This window comes from Daejeonella sp. AP26 (assembly GCF_056680515.1).
The window spans coordinates 1798161-1819562 of the sequence record NZ_CM155286.1 but is presented as its reverse complement, the minus strand read 5'-3'; the positions used below and the strand labels follow the sequence as shown (position 1 = coordinate 1819562).

Sequence of the window (21402 nt, the reverse complement as noted above, 5' to 3'; positions counted from 1 at the left end):
TAAGAGTGAGCAAAGAGATAAAAAGTTCAGTTCCAGCGGATAGTGAGGTGATTGTAGGAATTCTGAATGACTCAAAGCATACGCTCAACCAGATATATAAATCTTATTTTCCGATGGTTTTACAGCTAGTGCTGAACAACAATGGAAATGAAGACGATGCCAAGGACATCTTCCAGGAATCGGTTATCGTACTTTATAATAAGGTAAAAAGCGGAGGTTTCGAGTTAAACAGCAAGCTGAAAACATTTATTTATTCTGTTTGCCGTCGTTTATGGTTGAAGCGGCTGAATCAAAAAAGCAGGAACGTTTCCGGAGACTTGATCGATTTAGAAAATGTAGAAGCCGTGGATCTGGATCTGGCCTATCATGAAGAGAAAGATGCCCAGTTCCGACAGATGGATAAAGCATTGAAACTGCTAGGTGAACCCTGTAAAACGATTATTGAAGATTACTATATGCAGAACAGGTCTATGCAGGATATCAGCGAGAAGTTTGGATACACCAATGCTGATAATGCCAAAACGCAAAAGTATAAATGCCTGCAGCGCCTGAAAAAATTATTTTTCCAGGTATAATAACGAGAAGATGAACAGTGAATTAGAATTGATCAACAAGATTGAAGCTTATTTAAGAGGTGAATTATCAGTGGAGGAGCAAACCGCTTTTGAGAAACTGAGGAATGAGGATGCTGCCATTGATCATAAAGTAGTGGAACACAAAAACTTTCTTAGCCACATTACGGAATATGCCGAACGTAAACAATTAAATGCCGATATGGATGCGGCCCATGCGTTGCTGGATATCGAGGCGCTAAAGGAGGATCTTACTCCTGCCTCCTTTAAGATCCGGACTTTGATTAGTAAATACCGTTTCAACACGGCAATCGCCGCCGCTGTGGCTATCTTCACCGTCTTTGCCACCCTGTTTTCAACGGGCTATTTTGATAAAACTGTTACGAATAACTACAGTGCCCTGAGACGCGATATTAACAGTATCAAGCGGTCTCATAACGCATTGATCAAAGGGATAAATGATTTACCCGCAAAAGGCCCTGCAAGCCCCGGCCAGTTTGGCGGAACGGGCTTTGCGCTTTCTGCAGATGGTTATGTGGTTACCAATTATCATGTAGTTAAAGATGCTGATTCGGTATATGTGCAAAATTCTGAAGGCACATCTTTTAAAGTAAAACAGATCTACGTAGATCCTGCTTACGATATTGCTGTTCTCCAGATTGTCGACACAGGGTTTAAGCCTTTGTCTTCACTTCCATACACATTTAAGAAGTCCGGCTCTGATCTTGGAGAGGATGTTTATACAATTGGTTTCCCACGCGAGGACCATGTGGTGAATCGTGGCTATTTAAGTTCGCTGACTGGTTATAACGGCGACACGGTGGCGTACCAGGTTGATATATCTGTAAACCCTGGTAATAGTGGAGGCCCGCTGCTTGACAGTAAAGGAAATGTGGTAGGTATTATCAATGCGAAGCAAATGGAAACGGACGGGGCCGCATTTGCCATCAAATCACGTTATCTATTACAGTCAATAGATGCTATTCCCCAGGATTCACTTACTACTAAACTACTTCTAAATAAGAAGAATACGTTAGCAGGTTTGAGCCGTACCGATCAGATAAAAAAGCTCAAGAATTATATATTTATGGTTAAGGTCTATTGATCAGAACAACATAAACAAAAAAAGCTGTTCAAATAAATTGGACAGCTTTTTTTTTTATGACTAAATTTCAATTTAGGGAGCTAACCTTACTATTTTCCAGGTTTTCTTATCTGCTTTTTTGTAAACTATCCGATCGTGTAACCTGCTGGTGCGACCTTGCCAAAATTCAATCAACGTAGGCTTTACAACATATCCGCCCCAGTAGGCCGGCTTTGGAACCTTCGTATCTGCGTAAACCTTTTCCATTTCATCCCATTTCTTTTCTAACTCTGTACGGTTAGCCAATACCTGGCTTTGCTGCGAAACAACAGCGCCAATCTGACTTTCCTTCGGCCGGCTTTGAAAATAACGCTCTGATTCTTCCTTGCTTAATTTCTCAATAGTTCCCTCAATACGTACCTGGCGTTCCAATTCACCCCAGTAAAAGACAAGGGCTACAGCTGGGTTCTTAGCCATTTCTTTTCCCTTCGCACTTAAATAATTAGTGTAAAATACAAAACCTTTTTCATCGAAACCTTTAAGCAGAACTATGCGTGCAGTTGGTTTTCTATCTATTCCGGCGGTCGCTAGTGTCATAGCGTTAGGCTCATGTAAATTAGCTGCCAGGGCTTCTTTAAACCACCTGCTGAATTGACTGATCGGATTGTCAGCAACATCTTTTTCTGTAAGCTTTTCCGACCGGTAATCCTGGCGCAGATTCTCTAATATATCTTTTTCTATGGTCATGGTAATTTTTCTGATGCAAATCTACTAAAGCAGGAACGGATTGTTGTTAAATAAATATGTAATATAATTAAGGAAACAGAAAAGTTAAATCTGTTGTTTAATAGCTATGATGAGTGCCAAGAACCTTGAAAGTGGTTGCCTGTTAGTTTCTGAGCCCTTTATGCTGGATCCTAATTTTAAAAGATCTGTTGTTTTGCTGTCTGAACATTCATCTGCCGGCAGCGTGGGCTTTGTGCTAAATCAGCGAACCAATCTTTTATTCAGTGACGTTGTTCCAGAATGCTGGGATTGTACCTTCCCAATTTTTATAGGCGGTCCTGTGGGAAACGACTCGCTGCATTTTATTCATCGCTGCTACGACAAGTTGTTGAGCGGCATAGAGATCAAAGACGGTGTTTACTGGGGTGCGGATTTCGAAAAGCTGAAAGAAATGATCAATAATGGTGAGATCAAAGCAGACGAGGTTCGATTCTTTATTGGCTACTCCGGCTGGGGAGAGGAACAACTGGAGACAGAAATGGAGCAAAACTCGTGGATCATCAGCAACGAGTATTCCGCAGATTCCCTGTTCGCTGAAGACGGCGAAAATCTATGGAAAGAAGTGGTCATCAGCCTGGGTCCTAAATATGCACATATCGTAAACTTCCCTGAAAACCCAATGTGGAATTAGGAATCAGGTATGAGGTATGAGGTATCAGGTAAGAGGTATCCGGTATGAGGTATTGGTTTACTGCTGCGTTGAGCTATAACTGCTACTGCCGCTTTCTACCGCTATTGCAGCTTTTAAACTACACTTCTTCTTCCTGCCTCCCACCAATCTCATCCCTCCATCTCGCGCGCGGTTTCTTCTACTTTCTTTTTGAGATCTTCCTTGTAACTGATCAGACGACCTACCAGTTTCTCATCGGCTGTAGAGAGTATTTGGGCAGCCAGCAGTCCTGCATTTTTTGCCGCATTTAAAGCTACCGTCGCCACCGGAATACCGTTTGGCATTTGCAGGATAGATAAGATAGAATCCCATCCATCAATAGAATTAGACGACTTAACAGGGACACCAATAACGGGTAGGTGAGTGATCGAGGCTACCATTCCCGGTAAATGAGCGGCACCACCGGCGCCCGCGATGATCACTTTTAATCCACGGGATGCTGCATTTTTTGCGTAATCAAACATTCTTTCGGGAGTGCGGTGTGCTGATACCACAGTCATCTCAAAATCTACTCCAAGTTCCTTTAAGATATCAGCTGCTTCCTGCATAATGTTCAGGTCAGACTTGCTGCCCATAATAATTCCTACTTTTCTACTCATCCGGTTATTATTAAATATTGATATAATTGATTGATCTTCCTATTTCATTCAGATCTTCACTTTGATGGTATCCTGTACAAATTTGGCTTTTTCGACCGCTTTTTCACGATCGTCATCGATAATAGTCACATGGCCCATCTTCCGGAAAGGCTTCGTTATTTTCTTTCCGTACAAATGAATATACACGCCAGCCATCTTCATCACTTCATGTATGCCCTCATAATCAGCAAGGCCCTCATAGCCAGGTTCACCCAGAAGATTTATCATTACCGCATTGCTGATACTTCGGGTATCTCCTAAAGGCAAATTGAAGATCGCCCTCAGATGCTGCTCGTATTGCGAGGTGTAATTCCCTTCAATGGTTTGGTGGCCGCTGTTATGCGGTCTTGGTGCAAGCTCATTGATTAGAATTTCACCATTTTTGGTTAAAAACATTTCTACTGCCAGTATCCCCACAATCTTCAAATCGTCGGCAATTTTAATAGCCAGCTCATCGGCCCTGAGCAAGATGTCCTGACGTAAATTAGAGGGTGAGATCAGGAATTCAACCAGGTTTACCTGTGGATTAAATTCCATTTCAACGCAGGGAAAAGTTTTTACATCGCCGTTCTCATTGCGGGCGACAATAACGGCAAGCTCACGGTCAAAGTCTACCCATTCTTCGATGATACTCGGCTCTTCGAATGCTTTGCCGAAATCAGCAGGCGACTCAACCCTATATACCCCGCGACCATCATAGCCGTCTTTACGTAACTTCTGAAAATATGGAAAAGCAAAACCTGAGTCGTTCAGGTCATCTTTCTTTGAAATAAGTCTGAAAGGGGAGGTTGGTATATCGTTCTCCTTGAAAAATTGCTTCTGCAATCCTTTGTCCTGAATCAAACGGATCACCCGCGACTGCGGGTATACTACCACACCTTCTGCTTCCAACTTCTCGAGGGCGTCGACATTTACTTTTTCGATCTCAATGGTGATCAGGTCAAGCCCCTTACCGAAGGCATAAACAGTTTCATAGTCCGTTAAAGAACCAGTAATAAACTCGTCGCAAAGATTCCTGCACGGAGCGTCTTTGTCAGGATCCAGCACTTTCGTGGTCACATTGTAATTGATCGCTTCCTGAATCAGCATGCGGCCAAGCTGACCGCCACCCAGAATTCCTAATTTTAAATCTCCGTAAAAGGCTCTCATAATTAATGCAAGTTTAAGCCAAATCTGTGAGATTAGAGATTTGAGATATTGAGATATGAGATATTAGGCATCAGATTTTAAATAGGAGACAAGGCATTCTACCGTATTTAACTGACAAAAGCCCGGCTAGCGGACTTTTGTCAGTAAGTCAGATCCTTTTTATTCAGTCATGATCATTTTAAAGTTCTCTACTTTTTTAGGTGTCGTTAACCTCAATAAATACATTCCGGGGGACAAGCTGGACCCGTTAAATTCGAATTCAAGAGTTTGGTTCGCTCCAGCTTTTCCTTCATACATCCGTTTAACTTTAGAGCCTTTCAGGTCATACACATCAATTGTTACCATCTGCTCATCGTTAGGCAGGGTAAAAGCGATTGTAGCTTGTTTGCCGAACGGATTCGGATAAGCACCAAACTTGATCTTCTGCTCAAATACCCTTTCAACCAGCTTCATGTCCAGACCTCTGGATGTTTCAGCTAAAGGAGCATTGGTAGAGGATTGTTTTCCGCCTTTTACTTCGTGGATGACGATGGAACCGCCACCTAACGCAGAAGCGGGTACAGCATTTTCATCAATAAACAATGGATCCAGGTTATTGTCATAAACAACTCTGTCTAGATTATTCTTATCCCAAATCTTGATGCGGAACTTATCAATGTTACCTCCACCATTAAGCTGGCCGTCAATGGCTGATACCATAAATCCATAAAAGCCGCTTCCGTTAATTTTGCCGGTTCCCTTATAATTTGCTTTGGCTCCGGCAATTACCAGACGCATATCATCATAAGCCGAGCTGTTAAAATTTAGGTTGCCTGCATGGAACTGGAATTCAGTGTTTCCTTCAGGAATGGTTGAACCCTTTTTGTATTTAGCTACGAACCCGAAGTTGGCTTTCCCTGTAGCCATTGGCTCGGCCTTATAAGCGCCTGCAGGAGAGGAAATCCAACCGCCACCTGTTACAAAACCACCGTTGGGATCGTAGACTGGCAGAAAAACCACAGACTCTGAACAGCCTACACCGACAATCGCTTTTACCTCATATACATTTGATGGTAATGCGGGAATGGTAATAGTTGCTAAGCCGAAGGTATTGGTAGTGGATGTTCCTTTAGTTACATTGTCAACATAAAAACTAACGGTAACTCCGGCTACTTGCGGGCTTACGGAAGCTGTTAATGTGATCGGCGTTAAAATAGCCCGGGGAGTACTACTTCCGTTTGCATCAACAGTTACATCATTAATAGTGAACACAGCACCGCTATAACCTAGCGTATAATTAGCACTCAGAGCAATACTTCCCTGGTTAATTGCATAGGCCTGCCCAGCACTCTCACCTGAATTTCTAATTAAACTGCCTGAGAAAGTATCACCATTCACAAGGTTGCCGGATACAATGGAGTATGTTAACTCAGGATCAACCTGGCTGCAGTACTTTGTTTTTGGAGCAGCGGCAATGGTGATAAGCCTTGGAGTGATGATAAGGTTATCAGTCACGTAACTCAAAACATAGTTATTTGTTAGGGCTACCGATCCCTGCTGAATAGCATACCATCCAACGTTTTCTCCGGCGACACGTTTTAATGACCCGGTAAAGCTTTCTCCGCTTACTAAACTGCCACTTGAAATTTGATAAGTAAGGGGAAGAGGATCGACATTACCGTATGTCTTCGATTTTCCATCTGCAGTAATAGTAATTGATCTGGCGGTGATGTTGGCCATGGTCGTAGCAGTGGTATTAACTGCATAGTTTTCAGCATCTGCTCCGGACTTACTCACAGTCGCCGTCACAGTTTTGCTGGTTCCTGTATTCTCGTTCCCAAATGTTCCGCTCTCTGAAGTAACCATCACCTCGTCGCCTTCGACAAGTCCGCTTGCAATCGCCGCAGAGGTAGTAACCGTGGTGTTACCATCATATTCTTTATGCTCCGCCGAGATTGCGATGAAGAGAACCTTTTGGGTAATGTTGGCGGTAGCGGCGGCTACACCGATTAAGGTGTAGTTTGCCGCATCTGTACCGGTGAGAATTCCTTCATGGAGAGTAACCACCTTAGCGGTTCCAGTGTTCTTATTATTAAAGGTTGCAGCTCCGCCATTCAAGTCAACATGGTCGGATTCGATTTTACCCTGTAATGAACGACTGGATACCGTAGCCAACGTGTTGCCATCATAAATTTTGTCATCTGCGGTGAAAGTACCTAAGATAGCAAGGGGAGAGATGTTGTTGTTGGTAATGGCTACACCGGTTAAGATGTAGTTTGCAGCATCTGTACCGGTAAGGGTTGCGCCATTAAGGTTGACCACTTTAGCTATTCTAACATTTTTATTTTCGAAAGTTGCCGTCCCACCTGCAAGGATAATGTGATCGGATGCTATCGTACCCTCCAATGAACGGTTGGCAACTGAAGCCGAAATATTACCATCATAAATTTTATTAAACGCAGAGAAGCGGCCACTTACCGGCAAGGCGGAAATATCGGCTAATGCGGTTTCTATAGTCTGCAAGCTATAATTGCCGGAATCAATCCCTGTGAGCCCTGCCCCGGTCAAGATGACCGTTTTATTAATAGCGGCGCCTTTGTCAACGAAAGCTGCAGTTCCGCCTATCATACTAACTTCATCATGTTGTATTACCGCGTCAAGCGTTCTACTAATTGCTGTAGCTGTATTATTACCGTCATATAGTTTATTGCTAGCAGTGAAATTTCCAATAAGGGGCAAGGGGATAATGTTGGCCGCTATGGTTAATAAAGGGCTCAACGCATAATTAGCTGCATCAGCTCCGGTGATGTTAATTCCGTTAACATTAACCGGCTTTCCTGTTCCAACGTTTTTATTCTCAAAGCTGGCGGCTGTATAGCCTGTGCTGAACACATCCCCTGATATTCGGTCATCACTTAAAGTCACAGTGGCGGTGACGTTGCCATTATATATTTTGTTGACCCCTTTTGCGGTTATAGTTAAAACTTTGGGGGTAACACCCGCCTCGCAGGATGCAGACGTATTAAATTTATAATTGACGGCATCCGTTCCGATGATGCTAATTCCATCAACGTTAATTGGCTTTCCGGTTCCAACATTTTTATCGTCAAACCTGGCGGTCGTATAGCTCTTACTGAAATCATCCCCTGATATTCGGTCATCACTTAAAGTCACAGTGGCAGAGACGTTGCCATCATATATTTTGTCGATCCCTATTGCGCTTATAGTTAAAACTTTGAAGGTAAGATCAGCCTCGCTGTATGCATACGTATTGAAGGTATAGTTGTCTGCATCGTCTCCAGTGATGCTAATTCCGGTGACATTAATCGGTTTTGCTGTTCCAACATTTTTATCGTTAAAGCTGGCGTCGGTATACTTTGTATTGAAAACGTCTCCCGATACACGGTTATCACTTAAGGTTGTCCCGGCGGTTATTTTACCATCGTACACTTTGTTGATGCCTGTTGCGCTCACCAAGAGAGGGAATTTGTTTATAGTTAAAGTAACAAGTCTTCTTGTCATACTTACGCAACCAGAGTTTATATTTCTAGTTTCAGCATAAGCCGAAGTAGTGCCAGCATTCGTTCCAGTTGGTACGGTGGTTTTAACTGTACCAGTGGCAGCACCATACCAATCAATTATTTCGCCTGGCGATACACTTGCCGTTGCTATCTTTAATTCCCCATCGTAAGTAAATGTATTCGTTCCTGGTGTTGGAGCCAATGGTGGCACGCAGGCACCGCCGGTTGCAACTGTTACCCTGCCAGTTGAGGCGGCAAAGTATATGTCATTTGTATGAGTTGCTAATGGATTTGAGCTGGTACTTCCCCAGGTACCTGAAAAAGTGCCTGACCCGCCAAGCATAAGAGTGTTTGTCGTATGAGCATAGCGGTCTAAATTAACAACTGTATTAGAGCTTATTGATAGAGAACCGTTTATTGTTGTGATCCCAGCAAATTTTTTAATGCCACTTCCATTAATACTTAAATTATGATATGTCGCTGCTCTAATAGATTGGGAACCGTAGTTATTATAATTCACAGTTCCGGTTGAGCATTCGAATCCAGCGGTTTGAAACAATCCAGTTAAATTTAACTTTCCCTCACCTGTAAAACGGACATTCGCAGTTGCGACTTGAGCTCCTATAGCATTGTTGCCCGTAGCATTTCCATTAACAGTGACAGTGCCGGTTGAACTGATACTTAAATACGTATCCGTTTTTCCAGAACCGGAGGATCTTGCGGAAGGGCGTTGGTTAATCTCACCCGACAGCAATGTTCCATCAACATTGAGTGAAACATTATGAAAAGAACCACTTCCTGGTGGCGCATTATTGCCGATGGTTACCAGTCCGCTTCCCGACCCAACAGTAAACGTTTTGCCTGAATTTATTATGAGCTTGGTAACTTGAAAAGTGCCAGTTGTGGGACTGGCTAACAGCACTGAAAAGCAATCGGCAGACTCTTTAATAGTTACGACGTTATTCATTCCAATAACAACGGCATCACCAGACTTAGGAACAACCTGGGCTGAATATATCTCATTTAACACTGCGTAACCGGCATTTGTATTTAGCATTAAACTTGTATCAGCTGTAATCGCCGCTACGGTTCCTATAATTATCCCTTGTTTGCGTAAGACACTCCCGATTGCTAGTTCGGCAGTAAATAATGTGCCTTTGCCGTTAACCAGTGTTGAGGAATTGGAGGAAGTTATCGTACCAGTCTTTATAGTTTGTGCCCATGTACTTCCTTTATGCCACTCTCCTGATGAAATCGACGTGACTGTGGCATCAGTAAAATATGTGTGAGCAGTTAATCCTGAAGTTATTCCAGTGGCATTAAGATTGAAAAAAACGCCTAAATGGCTAACTCTTATCAAAAATTGTTTACTGTAAATATTACCAGCCGCATCAGCTATCAATGACATGGTATGCTCATTGCAGAGCGCCGGCTTAGGAATCTCCTCCAAAGCTATTGTTATCGTTTCTCCCGGTTGCCATCCTGTACCACTTATTTCAACAGTATCACCCGGATGATAATCTGCTTTGTCGGTTATTACTGTAGCAGTTTGTGCCTGGACGCTCAATCCTGTTAAGAACCAAGCCATGAACACAGCAAATAGTAGAGTAGTTGAAGTTACATTCATGATCTATTTTTAAGGTTAAACTTGAAAATTTTAAACAGGTTAGAGGTGGTCTTGAAAGCAAAGGCCACTGGAATAAATTCCAGAGAAATTCATTTCAATTTAAGTCAGATGAAGGCGGTGGTCGTATTCTTATAGAGAACCAGGGTAACTGGCTAGATTTCTCACGATATTAAATTATCATAAGAGTAGAAGATATTTATTCTAATATAAGTAAGTTTTACTAAATAAATCTATTCTGCGAAATATTTTTTCGTTATTCATAGTTATATTATGGATAATAACGTTGCAGTAGTAAGATTTGAGTACAGAGAAACACTTTAATGGTTGTTTTACTATATCAATAAGCCATTAAACGAAAAAACCCCGGCTAGCCGGGGTTTTTTCGTTTAATTAAAATTTTACTTATTCAGTCATGATCATTTTGAAGTTCTCTACTTTTTTAGGAGTTGTTAATCTTAGCAGATACATTCCTGGAGATAGGGTAGCTCCATTAAACTCAAACTCCAGTGTTTGGTTTGCTCCGGCTTTTCCTTCATACATCCGTTTAATTTTAGAACCTTTAAGATCATACACATCCAAGGTAACCATCTGCTCATCAGTAGGCAGAGTAAAAGCTATCGTAGATTGTTTGCCGAATGGATTCGGGTAAGCGCCAAGCTTGATTCTCTGCTCCAATACTGGTTCAACAATCTTCATATCCAGGCCACGGGTTACTTCGGCTAAAGGAGTGGTAGATGAGACCTTGCCGCCCTTCACTTCGTGGATGACGATTGAGCCGCCACCAAGTAAAGTGGTTGCATCGGCATTTTCTGGTTGATCAATTTGATTATCATAAACGGTGGTATTGCCGGTAGCGATATTCCAAATCTTTATCCGGAATTTATCCAATCCGCCGCCACCATTTATGGCTCCATCAGTTGCGGATATCAGAAAGCCGTAATTTCCTGCTCCGTTTACAGTTCCAACACCTCTGAAAGTTGCCTTAGCACCTGAGATGACCAGAGTACCGGCATTCAGGACGTTGCTTTTGAAATTGAAATCGCCTTCCTGAAACTGGAATTCGGTGTTCCCATCAACCTGGTTATTGCCTTTTTTGTATTTAGCGTTAAATCCAAAGTTGGCTTTACCAGTCGTTGGTTTACCTACTAGAGCGCCAGCTGGTGAAATGATCCAGCCGCCACCGGTGATAAAGCTGCCGTTTGGATCGTATACAGGCAAGTATGCTATAGCTGTTGCGCAGTTATTTCCTGCTTTTGCCGTCACCAGGTAAACTTCGACTGCAAGGCTACTCACGGTTGTCGTTGCCACACCTGAGCTATTTGTAACAGCACTGTAACTAGTTATTCCACCATTTCCGTTGTCAAGTGTAAATACTACTGGTATCCCGCCAGCAGCAGGAAAAACGGTAGCTGAAAGGGTAGCAGTGCTGCCTACCGCAACTGGATTGCTGCTTGCCGATGCGTCAATTGCTACTGAGTGAATTGTAAGAGTTCCCGAAGAATAAATAAAACTATAATTATTATCTAATCCGCCCGAGGCAGTTATGGGGTTACTACCTGCCGTGCTGCTTTCATTTGCCAGGGTAGCAGCCGTAGGACGCGAATCAATAACCGCATCAGTTTCTCCGTTTGCAAAACCGGTGATTGTGACAGTGAACGTCGGATTGGCCTGGCCACAGAATTTAGATTTGTCATCAGCTTTTACCAATAAGGTTCCCTTGGTTAGAGTAAGAGCACCATTAGGATTGGTAATATTATAATTAGAAAGTTTGCCATTAGGATCTACCAACGTTCCTATAATTGGATAGGGAGAACCATCAACTGTTGCGCTAGCTGGGGCACCTAAACTGCCACGAGTTATAGTAATGTTATCTCCGTTTACAACGCCAGTGATGCTTCCGGTAAAGTCGGCATTAGTCAATATGGTGCCATATACTTTCGAGCGGTTTGTATTCACTACTGTTAGGGCTACTTTGCTTATGGTTAAAGTTCCTGCAGCATAGGTGATGTTATAGTTCGGATCTGCGGCACCACTTGCGGTGATGGCGTAGGTTCCTGCCGGGCTGGAGGCGGTAGCCAGTGTGCTGGCCGTTCCTGGCGTGGCGGTCGCCTGATCGCCATTGACTAAACCGGTGTATTTCACCGTTAAGCCTGGAAGAGCCGCACCATAGTCTTTGGACTTGTCTTCAGCGGTGACCAGTACGTCCACCGCATTCACGGTTAAAGTTCCTGCAGCATAGGTGATGTTATAGTTCGGATCGGCGGCACCACTTGCGGTGATGGCATAAGTTCCTGCCGGGCTGGAGGCGGTAGCTAGTGTACTGGCAGTTCCTGGCGTGGCGGTTGCCTGATCGCCATTGACTAAACCGGTATATTTTACGGTTAAGCCTGGAAGCGCTGCACCGTAGTCCTTGGACTTGTCTTCGGCGGTAACTAGTACGTCCACCGCATTCACGGTTAAAGTTCCTGCAGCATAGGTGATGTTATAGTTCGGATCTGCTGCACCACTTGCAGTGATGGCGTAGGTTCCTGCCGGGCTGGAGGCGGTAGCCAGTGTGTTGGCAGTTCCTGGCGTAGCGGTTGCCTGATCGCCATTGACCAGACCGGCATAGCTGACGGTTAAGGTTGGCAGGGCAGCGCCGTAAGACTTGCTCTGGTTATCGGCGGTAATCACCAATGGCACAGCGGTTACCGATAAAGTACCCGGTGCATAAGTAATGGTATAGTTGGCATCGGCCGCATCGGTAGCAGTGATCGGATACGTTCCGAAGGCGCTGGTTGCCGTAGCGGTGGTGGTGATGGTGGCCAGGGTTGACGGAGCGGTATCGCCGTTGACCAGACCGGCATAGCTGACGGTTAAGGTTGGCAGGGCAGCGCCGTAAGGCTTGTTCTGGTTATCGGCCGTGATGACCAGTGGCACAGTGGTTACCGATAAAATACCCGGTGCATAAGTAATGGTATAGTTGGCATCGGCCGCATCGGTAGCAGTGATCGGATAAGTCCCGAAGGCGCTGGTTGCCGTAGCAGTGGTGGTGATGGTGGCCAGGGTTGCCGGAGCGGTATCGCCGTTGACCAGACCGGCATAGCTGACGGTTAAGGTTGGCAGGGCAGCGCCGTAAGGCTTGCTCTGGTTATCAGCGGTAATCACCAGTGGCACAGCGGTTACCGATAAAGTACCCGGTGCATAAGTAATGGTATAGTTGGCATCGGCCGCATCGGTAGCAGTGATCGGATAAGTCCCGAAGGCGCTGGTTGCCGTAGCAGTGGTGCTGATGGTGGCCAGGGTTGCCGGAGCGGTATCGCCGTTGACCAGACCGGCATAGCTGACGGTTAAGGTTGGCAGGGCAGCGCCGTAAGGCTTGCTCTGGTTATCGGCGGTAATCACCAATGGCACAGCGGTTACCGATAAAGTACCCGGTGCATAAGTAATGGTATAGTTGGCATCGGCCGCATCGGTAGCAGTGATCGGATACGTTCCGAAGGCGCTGGTTGCCGTAGCGGTGGTGGTTATGGTGGCCAGGGTTGACGGAGCGGTATCGCCGTTGACCAGACCGGCATAGCTGACGGTTAAGGTTGGCAGGGCAGCGCCGTAAGGCTTGCTCTGGTTATCGGCCGTGATCACCAGTGGCACAGCGGTTACCGATAAAGTACCCGGTGCATAAGTAATGGTATAGTTGGCATCGGCCGCATCGGTAGCAGTGATCGGATACGTTCCGAATGCGCTGGTTGCCGTAGCAGTGGTGGTGATGGTGGCCAGGGTTGACGGAGCGGTATCGCCGTTGACCAGACCGGCATAGCTGACGGTTAAGGTTGGCAGGGCGGCACCGTAAGGCTTGCTCTGGTTATCGGCCGTGATCACCAGTGGCACAGCGGTTACCGATAAAGTACCCGGTGCATAAGTAATGGTATAGTTGGCATCGGCCGCATCGGTAGCAGTTATCGGATACGTTCCGAAGGCGCTGGTTGCCGTAGCGGTGGTGCTGACGGTGGCCAGGGTTGCCGGAGCCGTATCGCCGTTGACCAGACCGGCATAGCTGACGGTTAAGGTTGGCAGGGCAGCGCCGTAAGACTTGCTCTGGTTATCGGCGGTAATCACCAATGGCACAGCGGTTACCGATAAAGTACCCGGTGCATAAGTAATGGTATAGTTGGCATCGGCCGCATCGGTAGCAGTGATCGGATAAGTCCCGAATGCGCTGGTTGCCGTAGCAGTGGTGGTGATGGTGGCCAGGGTTGCCGGAGCGGTATCGCCGTTGACCAGACCGGCATAGCTGACGGTTAAGGTTGGCAGGGCAGCGCCGTAAGGCTTGCTCTGGTTATCAGCGGTAATCACCAATGGCACAGCGGTTACCGATAAAGTACCCGGTGCATAAGTAATGGTATAGTTGGCATCGGCCGCATCGGTAGCAGTGATCGGATACGTTCCGAATGCGCTGGTTGCCGTAGCGGTGGTGCTGATGGTGGCCAGGGTTGCCGGAGCGGTATCGCCGTTGACCAGACCGGCATAGCTGACGGTTAAGGTTGGCAGGGCAGCGCCGTAAGGCTTGCTCTGGTTATCGGCCGTGATCACCAATGGCACCGCATTCACGGTTAAAGTTCCTGCAGCATAGGTGATGTTATAGTTCGGATCTGCTGCACCACTAGCGGTGATGGCATAAGTTCCTGCTGGGCTGGAGGCGGTAGCCAGTGTACTGGCAGTTCCTGGCGTGGCGGTTGCCTGATCACCATTGACTAAACCGGTATATTTTACGGTTAAGCCTGGAAGCGCTGCACCGTAGTCCTTGGACTTGTCTTCAGCGGTAACTAGTACGTCCACCGCATTCACGGTTAAAGTTCCTGCAGCATAGGTGATGTTATAGTTCGGATCTGCTGCACCACTTGCAGTGATGGCGTAGGTTCCTGCCGGGCTGGAGGCGGTAGCCAGTGTGTTGGCAGTTCCTGGCGTAGCGGTTGCCTGATCGCCGTTGACCAGACCGGCATAGCTGACGGTTAAGGTTGGCAGGGCAGCGCCGTAAGGCTTGCTCTGGTTATCAGCGGTAATCACCAATGGCACAGCGGTTACCGATAAAGTACCCGGTGCATAAGTAATGGTATAGTTGGCATCGGCCGCATCGGTAGCAGTGATCGGATACGTTCCGAATGCGCTGGTTGCCGTAGCGGTGGTGCTGATGGTGGCCAAGGTTGCCGGAGCGGTATCGCCGTTGACCAGACCGGCATAGCTGACGGTTAAGGTTGGCAGGGCAGCGCCGTAAGGCTTGCTCTGGTTATCGGCCGTGATCACCAATGGCACCGCATTCACGGTTAAAGTTCCTGCAGCATAGGTGATGTTATAGTTCGGATCTGCTGCACCACTTGCGGTGATGGCATAAGTTCCTGCCGGGCTGGAGGCGGTAGCCAGTGTGCTGGCCGTTCCTGGCGTAGCGGTCGCCTGATCGCCATTGACTAAACCGGTATATTTCACCGTTAAGCCTGGAAGAGCCGCACCATAGTCTTTGGACTTGTCTTCCGCGGTGACCAGTACGTCCACCGCATTCACGGTTAAAGTTCCTGAAGCATAGGTGATGTTATAGTTCGGATCTGCTGCACCACTTGCAGTGATGGCGTAGGTTCCTGCCGGGCTGGAGGCGGTAGCCAGTGTGTTGGCAGTTCCTGGCGTGGCGGTTGCCTGATCACCATTGACTAAACCAGTGTATTTCACCGTTAAGCCTGGAAGAGCCGCACCATAGTCCTTGGACTTGTCTTCAGCGGTTACCAGTACGTCCACCGCATTCACGGTTAAAGTTCCTGCAGCATAGGTGATGTTATAGTTCGGATCTGCTGCACCACTAGCGGTGATGGCATAAGTTCCTGCCGGGCTGGAGGCGGTAGCCAGTGTACTGGCCGTTCCTGGCGTGGCGGTTGCCTGATCACCATTGACTAAACCGGTATATTTTACGATTAAGCCTGGAAGCGCTGCACCATAGTCTTTGGACTTGTCTTCAGCGGTAACCAGTACGTCCACCGCATTCACGGTTAAAGTTCCTGCAGCATAGGTGATGTTATAGTTCGGATCTGCTGCACCACTTGCCGTGATGGCGTAGGTTCCTGCTGGGCTGGAGGCGGTAGCCAGTGTGCTGGCCGTTCCTGGCGTAGCGGTCGCCTGATCGCCATTGACTAAACCGGTGTATTTCACCGTTAAGCCTGGAAGCGCTGCACCGTAGTCCTTGGACTTGTCTTCGGCGGTAACCAGTACGTCCACCGCATTCACGGTTAAAGTTCCTGCAGCATAGGTGATGTTATAGTTCGGATCCGCTGCACCACTTGCCGTGATGGCATAAGTTCCTGCCGGGCTGGAGGCGGTAGCTAGTGTGCTGGCCGTTCCTGGCGTGGCGGTTGCCTGATCGCCATTGACTAAACCGGTGTATTTCACCGTTAAGCCTGGAAGCGCTGCACCGTAGTCCTTGGACTTGTCTTCGGCGGTAACCAGTACGTCCACCGCATTCACGGTTAAAGTTCCTGCAGCATAGGTGATGTTATAGTTCGGATCCGCTGCACCACTTGCCGTGATGGCGTAGGTTCCTGCTGGGCTGGAGGCGGTAGCCAGTGTGCTGGCCGTTCCTGGCGTAGCGGTCGCCTGATCGCCATTGACTAAACCGGTGTATTTCACCGTTAAGCCTGGAAGAGCCGCACCATAGTCCTTGGACTTGTCTTCAGCGGTAACCAGTACGTCCACCGCATTCACGGTTAAAGTTCCTGCAGCATAGGTGATGTTATAGTTCGGATCCGCTGCCCCACTTGCCGTGATGGCATAAGTTCCTGCCGGGCTGGAGGCGGTAGCCAGTGTGCTGGCCGTTCCTGGCGTAGCGGTCGCCTGATCGCCATTGACTAAACCAGTGTATTTCACCGTTAAGCCTGGAAGAGCCGCACCATAGTCCTTGGACTTGTCTTCGGCGGTAACCAATACGTCCACCGCATTCACGGTTAAAGTTCCTGCAGCATAGGTGATGTTATAGTTCGGATCTGCTGCACCACTAGCGGTGATGGCATAAGTTCCTGCCGGGCTGGAGGCGGTAGCCAGTGTACTGGCCGTTCCTGGCGTGGCGGTTGCCTGATCACCATTGACTAAACCGGTATATTTTACGGTTAAGCCTGGAAGCGCTGCACCATAGTCTTTGGACTTGTCTTCAGCGGTAACCAGTACGTCCACCGCATTCACGGTTAAAGTTCCTGCAGCATAGGTGATGTTATAGTTCGGATCTGCTGCACCACTAGCGGTGATGGCATAAGTTCCTGCCGGGCTGGAGGCGGTAGCCAGTGTGCTGGCCGTTCCTGGCGTAGCGGTCGCCTGATCGCCATTGACTAAACCAGTGTATTTCACCGTTAAGCCTGGAAGAGCCGCACCATAGTCTTTGGACTTGTCTTCAGCGGTAACCAGTACGTCCACCGCATTCACGGTTAAAGTTCCTGCAGCATAGGTGATGTTATAGTTCGGATCTGCTGCACCACTTGCAGTGATGGCGTAGGGTCCTGCCGGGCTGGAGGCGGTAGCCAGTGTGCTGGCCGTTCCTGGCGTAGCGGTCGCCTGATCGCCATTGACTAAACCGGTGTATTTCACCGTTAAGCCTGGAAGAGCCGCACCATAGTCTTTGGACTTGTCTTCAGCGGTTACCAGTACGTCCACCGCATTCACGGTTAAAGTTCCTGCAGCATAGGTGATGTTATAGTTCGGATCTGCTGCACCACTTGCCGTGATGGCGTAGGTTCCTGCCGGGCTGGAGGCGGTAGCCAGTGTGTTGGCAGTTCCTGGCGTAGCGGTCGCCTGATCGCCATTGACTAAACCGGTGTATTTCACGGTTAAGCCTGGAAGCGCTGCACCGTAGTCCTTGGACTTGTCTTCGGCGGTTACAGTCAGGGCCGCTTTTGCGATGGTAAAGTTTTCGCTGCCCGCGCTGCCTAAATAGTTATCAGTTTCAGCATAAGTATAGGAAGCTGTTGCCGATCCTGCATCAGTATTGTTCGTATATTCTGCAACTGGCGTCAGGTTTAATCCACCTGCACCAGTTACACTTACTGTAGCTGGTGTTTGTGCCAAGCCGGTATAGATGAACGGACCACCAACGATCGTTACCGTTGTTGTGGTTGCTGCTTTATTAATGGTGAAGTTTTTACTGTCGGCGCTGGCTAAATAGTTAGGAGTTTCAGCATAAGTATAGAAAGCTGTTGCCGTTCCTGCGTCAGTATTGTTTGCATATCCTGCAACTGGCATCAGGTTTAATCCACCTGCACCGGTTACACTTACTGTAGCTGGTGTTTGAGCCGCACCGGTATAAGTGAATGGAGCACCAACGATCGTTACCGTTGTGGTAGTAGCCGCTTTACCAATGGTGAAGTTTTTACTGTCGGCGCTGCCTAAATAATTAGCATTTTCAGCATAAGTATAGGAAGCTGTTGCCGATCCTGCGTCAATATTGTTTGCATATCCTGCAACTGGCGTTAGGTTTAATCCACCTGCACCGGTTACACTGACAGTCGCTGGCGTTTGAGCGGCACCGGTATAGGTGAACGGGCCACCTACGACTGTTACCGTTGTGGTAGTAGCCGCTTTACCAATGGTAAAGTTTTTACTGTCGGCGCTGCTTAAATAGTTAGATGTTTCAGCATAAGTATAGGAAGCTGTTGCCGTACCTGCGTCAGTATTATTTGCATATTCTGCAACTGGCGTCAGGTTTAACCCACCTGCACCGGTTACACTTACTGTAGCCGGTGTTTGAGCCGCACCGGTATAAGTGAATGGAGCACCAACGATCGTTACCGTTGTGGTAGTAGCCGCTTTACCAATGGTGAAGTTTTTACTGTCGGCGCTGCCTAAATAATTAGCATTTTCAGCATAAGTATAGGAAGCTGTTGCCGATCCTGCGTCAATATTGTTTGCATATCCTGCAACTGGCGTTAGGTTTAATCCACCTGCACCGGTTACACTGACGGTCGCTGGCGTTTGAGCGGCACCGGTATAGGTGAACGGGCCAGCTACGACTGTTACCGTTGTGGTAGTAGCCGCTTTACCAATGGTAAAGTTTTTACTGTCGGCGCTGCTTAAATAGTTAGATGTTTCAGCATAAGTATAGGAAGCTGTTGCCGTACCTGCGTCAGTATTATTTGCATATTCTGCAACTGGCGTCAGGTTTAACCCACCTGCACCGGTTACACTTACTGTAGCCGGTGTTTGAGCGGCACCGGTATAGGTGAACGGGCCACCTACGACTGTTACCGTAGTGGTAGTAGCCGCTTTACCAATGGTAAAGTTTTTACTGTCGGCGCTGCCTAAGTAGTTAGCAGTTTCAGCATAAGTATAGGAAGCTGTTGCCGACCCTGCGTCAGTGTTATTTGCATATTCTGCAACTGGCGTCAGGTTTAGTCCACCTGCACCGGTAACGCTAACGGTCGCCGGCGTTTGAGCCGCACCGGTATAAGTGAACGAAGCGCCGTTGATTGTTACCGTTGTGGTAGTAGCCGCTTTACCAATAGTGAAGTTTTTACTGTCGGTGGAACCTTCATGATTGTCGTCACCTGCAAATGTGTAGGAGGCAGTAGCAGTACCTGCATTGGTATTATTAGCATAATTGGCAATTGGGGTGAGGGCTAATCCACCAGCACCGATTACACTGACAGTAGCTGGTGTTTGATCTGCACCGGTATAAGTAAAAGGATCTCCGGTGATACTTACCTGTGTTGTAGAAGATGCTTTCGCAACATTTAGGGTTGAATTACCATTACTTGTTTCAATTCCGCAATTATTAGATATGATAACACGATACTTTCTTCCGCTCAGCAAAACACCTGGCTTAGTTAGAGTTAATACTGATCCAGTAGTTCCAGAATATATGCCTCCATCAGAAATATTGTTCCAGGCGGTGATAAACTCCTGCCACTGATAATTTAGAGTAGCTGAACCACTGGAAGCAACCGAAAAAACAGCATTGTTACCATAGACTATAGGTTGATGGGCTGGTTGCGTGGTTATGGTCGGTGAAGTACAACTTAATACATAATTTCCCGTAACAACATTTACCGTTGATCCGCCACCTGTATTAAACGGGTTAGGAAAATTAGCTCCATTATAACTATAAACGGAACTTCCAACCGAAATAGTAGCCGGGTATGTAAAATTAACAGTCCTATTGTTTAAGCCGTCTGTTGTAGAAGTTGAAGGAGTAGTAAACGTTTTCGATGAGTTCGTGGTTGATGAACCTTGCACATAAGTATAATCTACAGTTATTAAAACGCCGTCGGGGATGCCACTTGCTCTAAAACTTGTATTTCCATCTGTAAAATAAGCCAGACCCTTGTACCCACTTTGTGTACCCTCCACAATCACTGTAAACTTTGTTCCCAAATGCCTTTCCTCAATCGGATACTCAATTCTCCAATTACCATTTGCATCAACCACAGTACCGTGATAACCATGATGATGGTCGTGTGCAGGATCTTCTTCAAGATGGATGTCAACCAAGCTGTCCAGCGTCCAACCTGTACCCGTAATGATGGCAGTTTCCCCAGGCGCATAATCATCCTTATCAGATGTTACCGTAGGCGAAGCTTTGCCTGCAGCGGCATACGCATTGGAGACGTTGGTTGTGTCAGTCTGTGCCTGCACACTCAGTCCTGTAAAGAACAGAGCCATGAACCCAATCAGTAGGGTAGCAAATTTTACTTTCATAATGATGCTTTTTTGAAGTAGGGAAAAGGTTTGGTTGCAGCAGATTGAGGTTCTGCTGCTATAGATTTTGAAGAGGACTGTATTAAAAACGAATGGCCCCACAGGAAACCTGAAGAGCTTGAGCAAAAGCAGAATGAGGTAGTATCTAATTTCATAAATTGAAACAGGTACTATCAGTACTTAAGAAATGAATGAGAAGGATTGGCTATTACCGGAGAGTAGATACCCGAGTTACACGCAAGCCTGAAATAAAAAGTAGAGTTTTCTCAAATAATTCTGTTATCCTAATAGTTTAATAATATAATTCTAATATAAGTACATAATATTTTATAAAACAACCTTTCTTATAAAATATTTTTCATGCGTTATGCTGCCGACTATGTAAACATTGTGCCGACTTTAAGCCAGGCAGCTAACTCCATTGATAATTCGGTATTTGCTTAGTTAGAAGCCTGTTATTTTTTTATTAACATTGAAATACAGTCCTTTTAATAAAATCGTTGATGGGGAAATTTGAGAAAACGCAGCTGCCTGACTTACGTTTTTTCCCCAACAAATTGAGCCTGGATTATTTGGATAATTACAGCCATGATTTTATGCCATTCTGAGAGCTCAAACCGGCCTTAAATTTTTTTTATTGACGTGTTTTCTGTTAAAAGATTGAGGATACAGGTATGCGTT

At 46.5% G+C, this 21402-nt stretch carries 8 protein-coding genes; 3 read left to right on the top strand and 5 right to left on the bottom strand.

Translation table 11 applies throughout. The annotated features are described in order from the left end of the window. Window positions 1–5 precede the first annotated feature (5 nt). Window positions 6–575: an RNA polymerase sigma factor gene (locus AC1MCB_RS07785; protein WP_479968179.1), complete on the top strand. Its 570-nt coding sequence runs from the start codon at window positions 6–8 to the stop codon at window positions 573–575. Between the two features lie 10 nt (window positions 576–585). Next, entirely contained in the window at window positions 586–1677 is a 1092-nt protein-coding gene (locus tag AC1MCB_RS07780) for a S1C family serine protease (RefSeq protein WP_479968178.1), read from the top strand. Window positions 1678–1749: 72 nt separating this feature from the next. On the opposite strand, the gene pdxH is transcribed toward AC1MCB_RS07780, so the two are convergent. After that, on the bottom strand, window positions 1750–2403 hold the full coding sequence (gene pdxH, locus AC1MCB_RS07775; protein WP_479968177.1) for a pyridoxamine 5'-phosphate oxidase: 654 nt from the start codon (window positions 2401–2403) through the stop codon (window positions 1750–1752). Between the two features lie 106 nt (window positions 2404–2509). Here pdxH and AC1MCB_RS07770 point away from each other — a divergent pair, with 106 nt between their 5' ends. Then, on the top strand, window positions 2510–3073 hold the full coding sequence (locus tag AC1MCB_RS07770) for a YqgE/AlgH family protein (protein WP_479968176.1): 564 nt from the start codon (window positions 2510–2512) through the stop codon (window positions 3071–3073). 149 nt (window positions 3074–3222) lie between these two features. Here AC1MCB_RS07770 and purE read toward each other — a convergent pair whose 3' ends face one another. From purE to AC1MCB_RS07750, 4 genes are all read right to left on the bottom strand, one after another. Further along, entirely contained in the window at window positions 3223–3711 is a 489-nt protein-coding gene (gene purE / locus AC1MCB_RS07765) for a 5-(carboxyamino)imidazole ribonucleotide mutase (protein ID WP_479968175.1), read from the bottom strand. Window positions 3712–3759: 48 nt separating this feature from the next. Next, entirely contained in the window at window positions 3760–4899 is a 1140-nt protein-coding gene (locus tag AC1MCB_RS07760) for a 5-(carboxyamino)imidazole ribonucleotide synthase (protein WP_479968174.1), read from the bottom strand. 159 nt (window positions 4900–5058) lie between these two features. After that, window positions 5059–10026, bottom strand: a complete 4968-nt coding sequence (locus tag AC1MCB_RS07755) for a YDG domain-containing protein (protein ID WP_479968173.1) — start codon at window positions 10024–10026, stop codon at window positions 5059–5061. A gap of 402 nt (window positions 10027–10428) precedes the next feature. Next, window positions 10429–20721 (bottom strand): MBG domain-containing protein, encoded by a 10293-nt coding sequence (locus AC1MCB_RS07750; RefSeq protein WP_479968172.1) that lies wholly within the window; start codon window positions 20719–20721, stop codon window positions 10429–10431. Window positions 20722–21402 lie beyond the last annotated feature (681 nt).

What these genes read in the sequence shown, in the direction of transcription:
- AC1MCB_RS07780 (WP_479968178.1), top strand. Translation starts at nt 586, where the DNA reads ATGAACAGTGAATTAGAATTGATCAACAAGATTGAAGCTTATTTAAGA.
- pdxH (WP_479968177.1), bottom strand. Translation starts at nt 2,403, where the DNA reads ATGACCATAGAAAAAGATATATTAGAGAATCTGCGCCAGGATTACCGG.
- AC1MCB_RS07770 (WP_479968176.1), top strand. Translation starts at nt 2,510, where the DNA reads ATGATGAGTGCCAAGAACCTTGAAAGTGGTTGCCTGTTAGTTTCTGAG.
- purE (WP_479968175.1), bottom strand. Translation starts at nt 3,711, where the DNA reads ATGAGTAGAAAAGTAGGAATTATTATGGGCAGCAAGTCTGACCTGAAC.
- AC1MCB_RS07760 (WP_479968174.1), bottom strand. Translation starts at nt 4,899, where the DNA reads ATGAGAGCCTTTTACGGAGATTTAAAATTAGGAATTCTGGGTGGCGGT.
- AC1MCB_RS07755 (WP_479968173.1), bottom strand. Translation starts at nt 10,026, where the DNA reads ATGAATGTAACTTCAACTACTCTACTATTTGCTGTGTTCATGGCTTGG.
- AC1MCB_RS07750 (WP_479968172.1), bottom strand. Translation starts at nt 20,721, where the DNA reads ATGAAAGTAAAATTTGCTACCCTACTGATTGGGTTCATGGCTCTGTTC.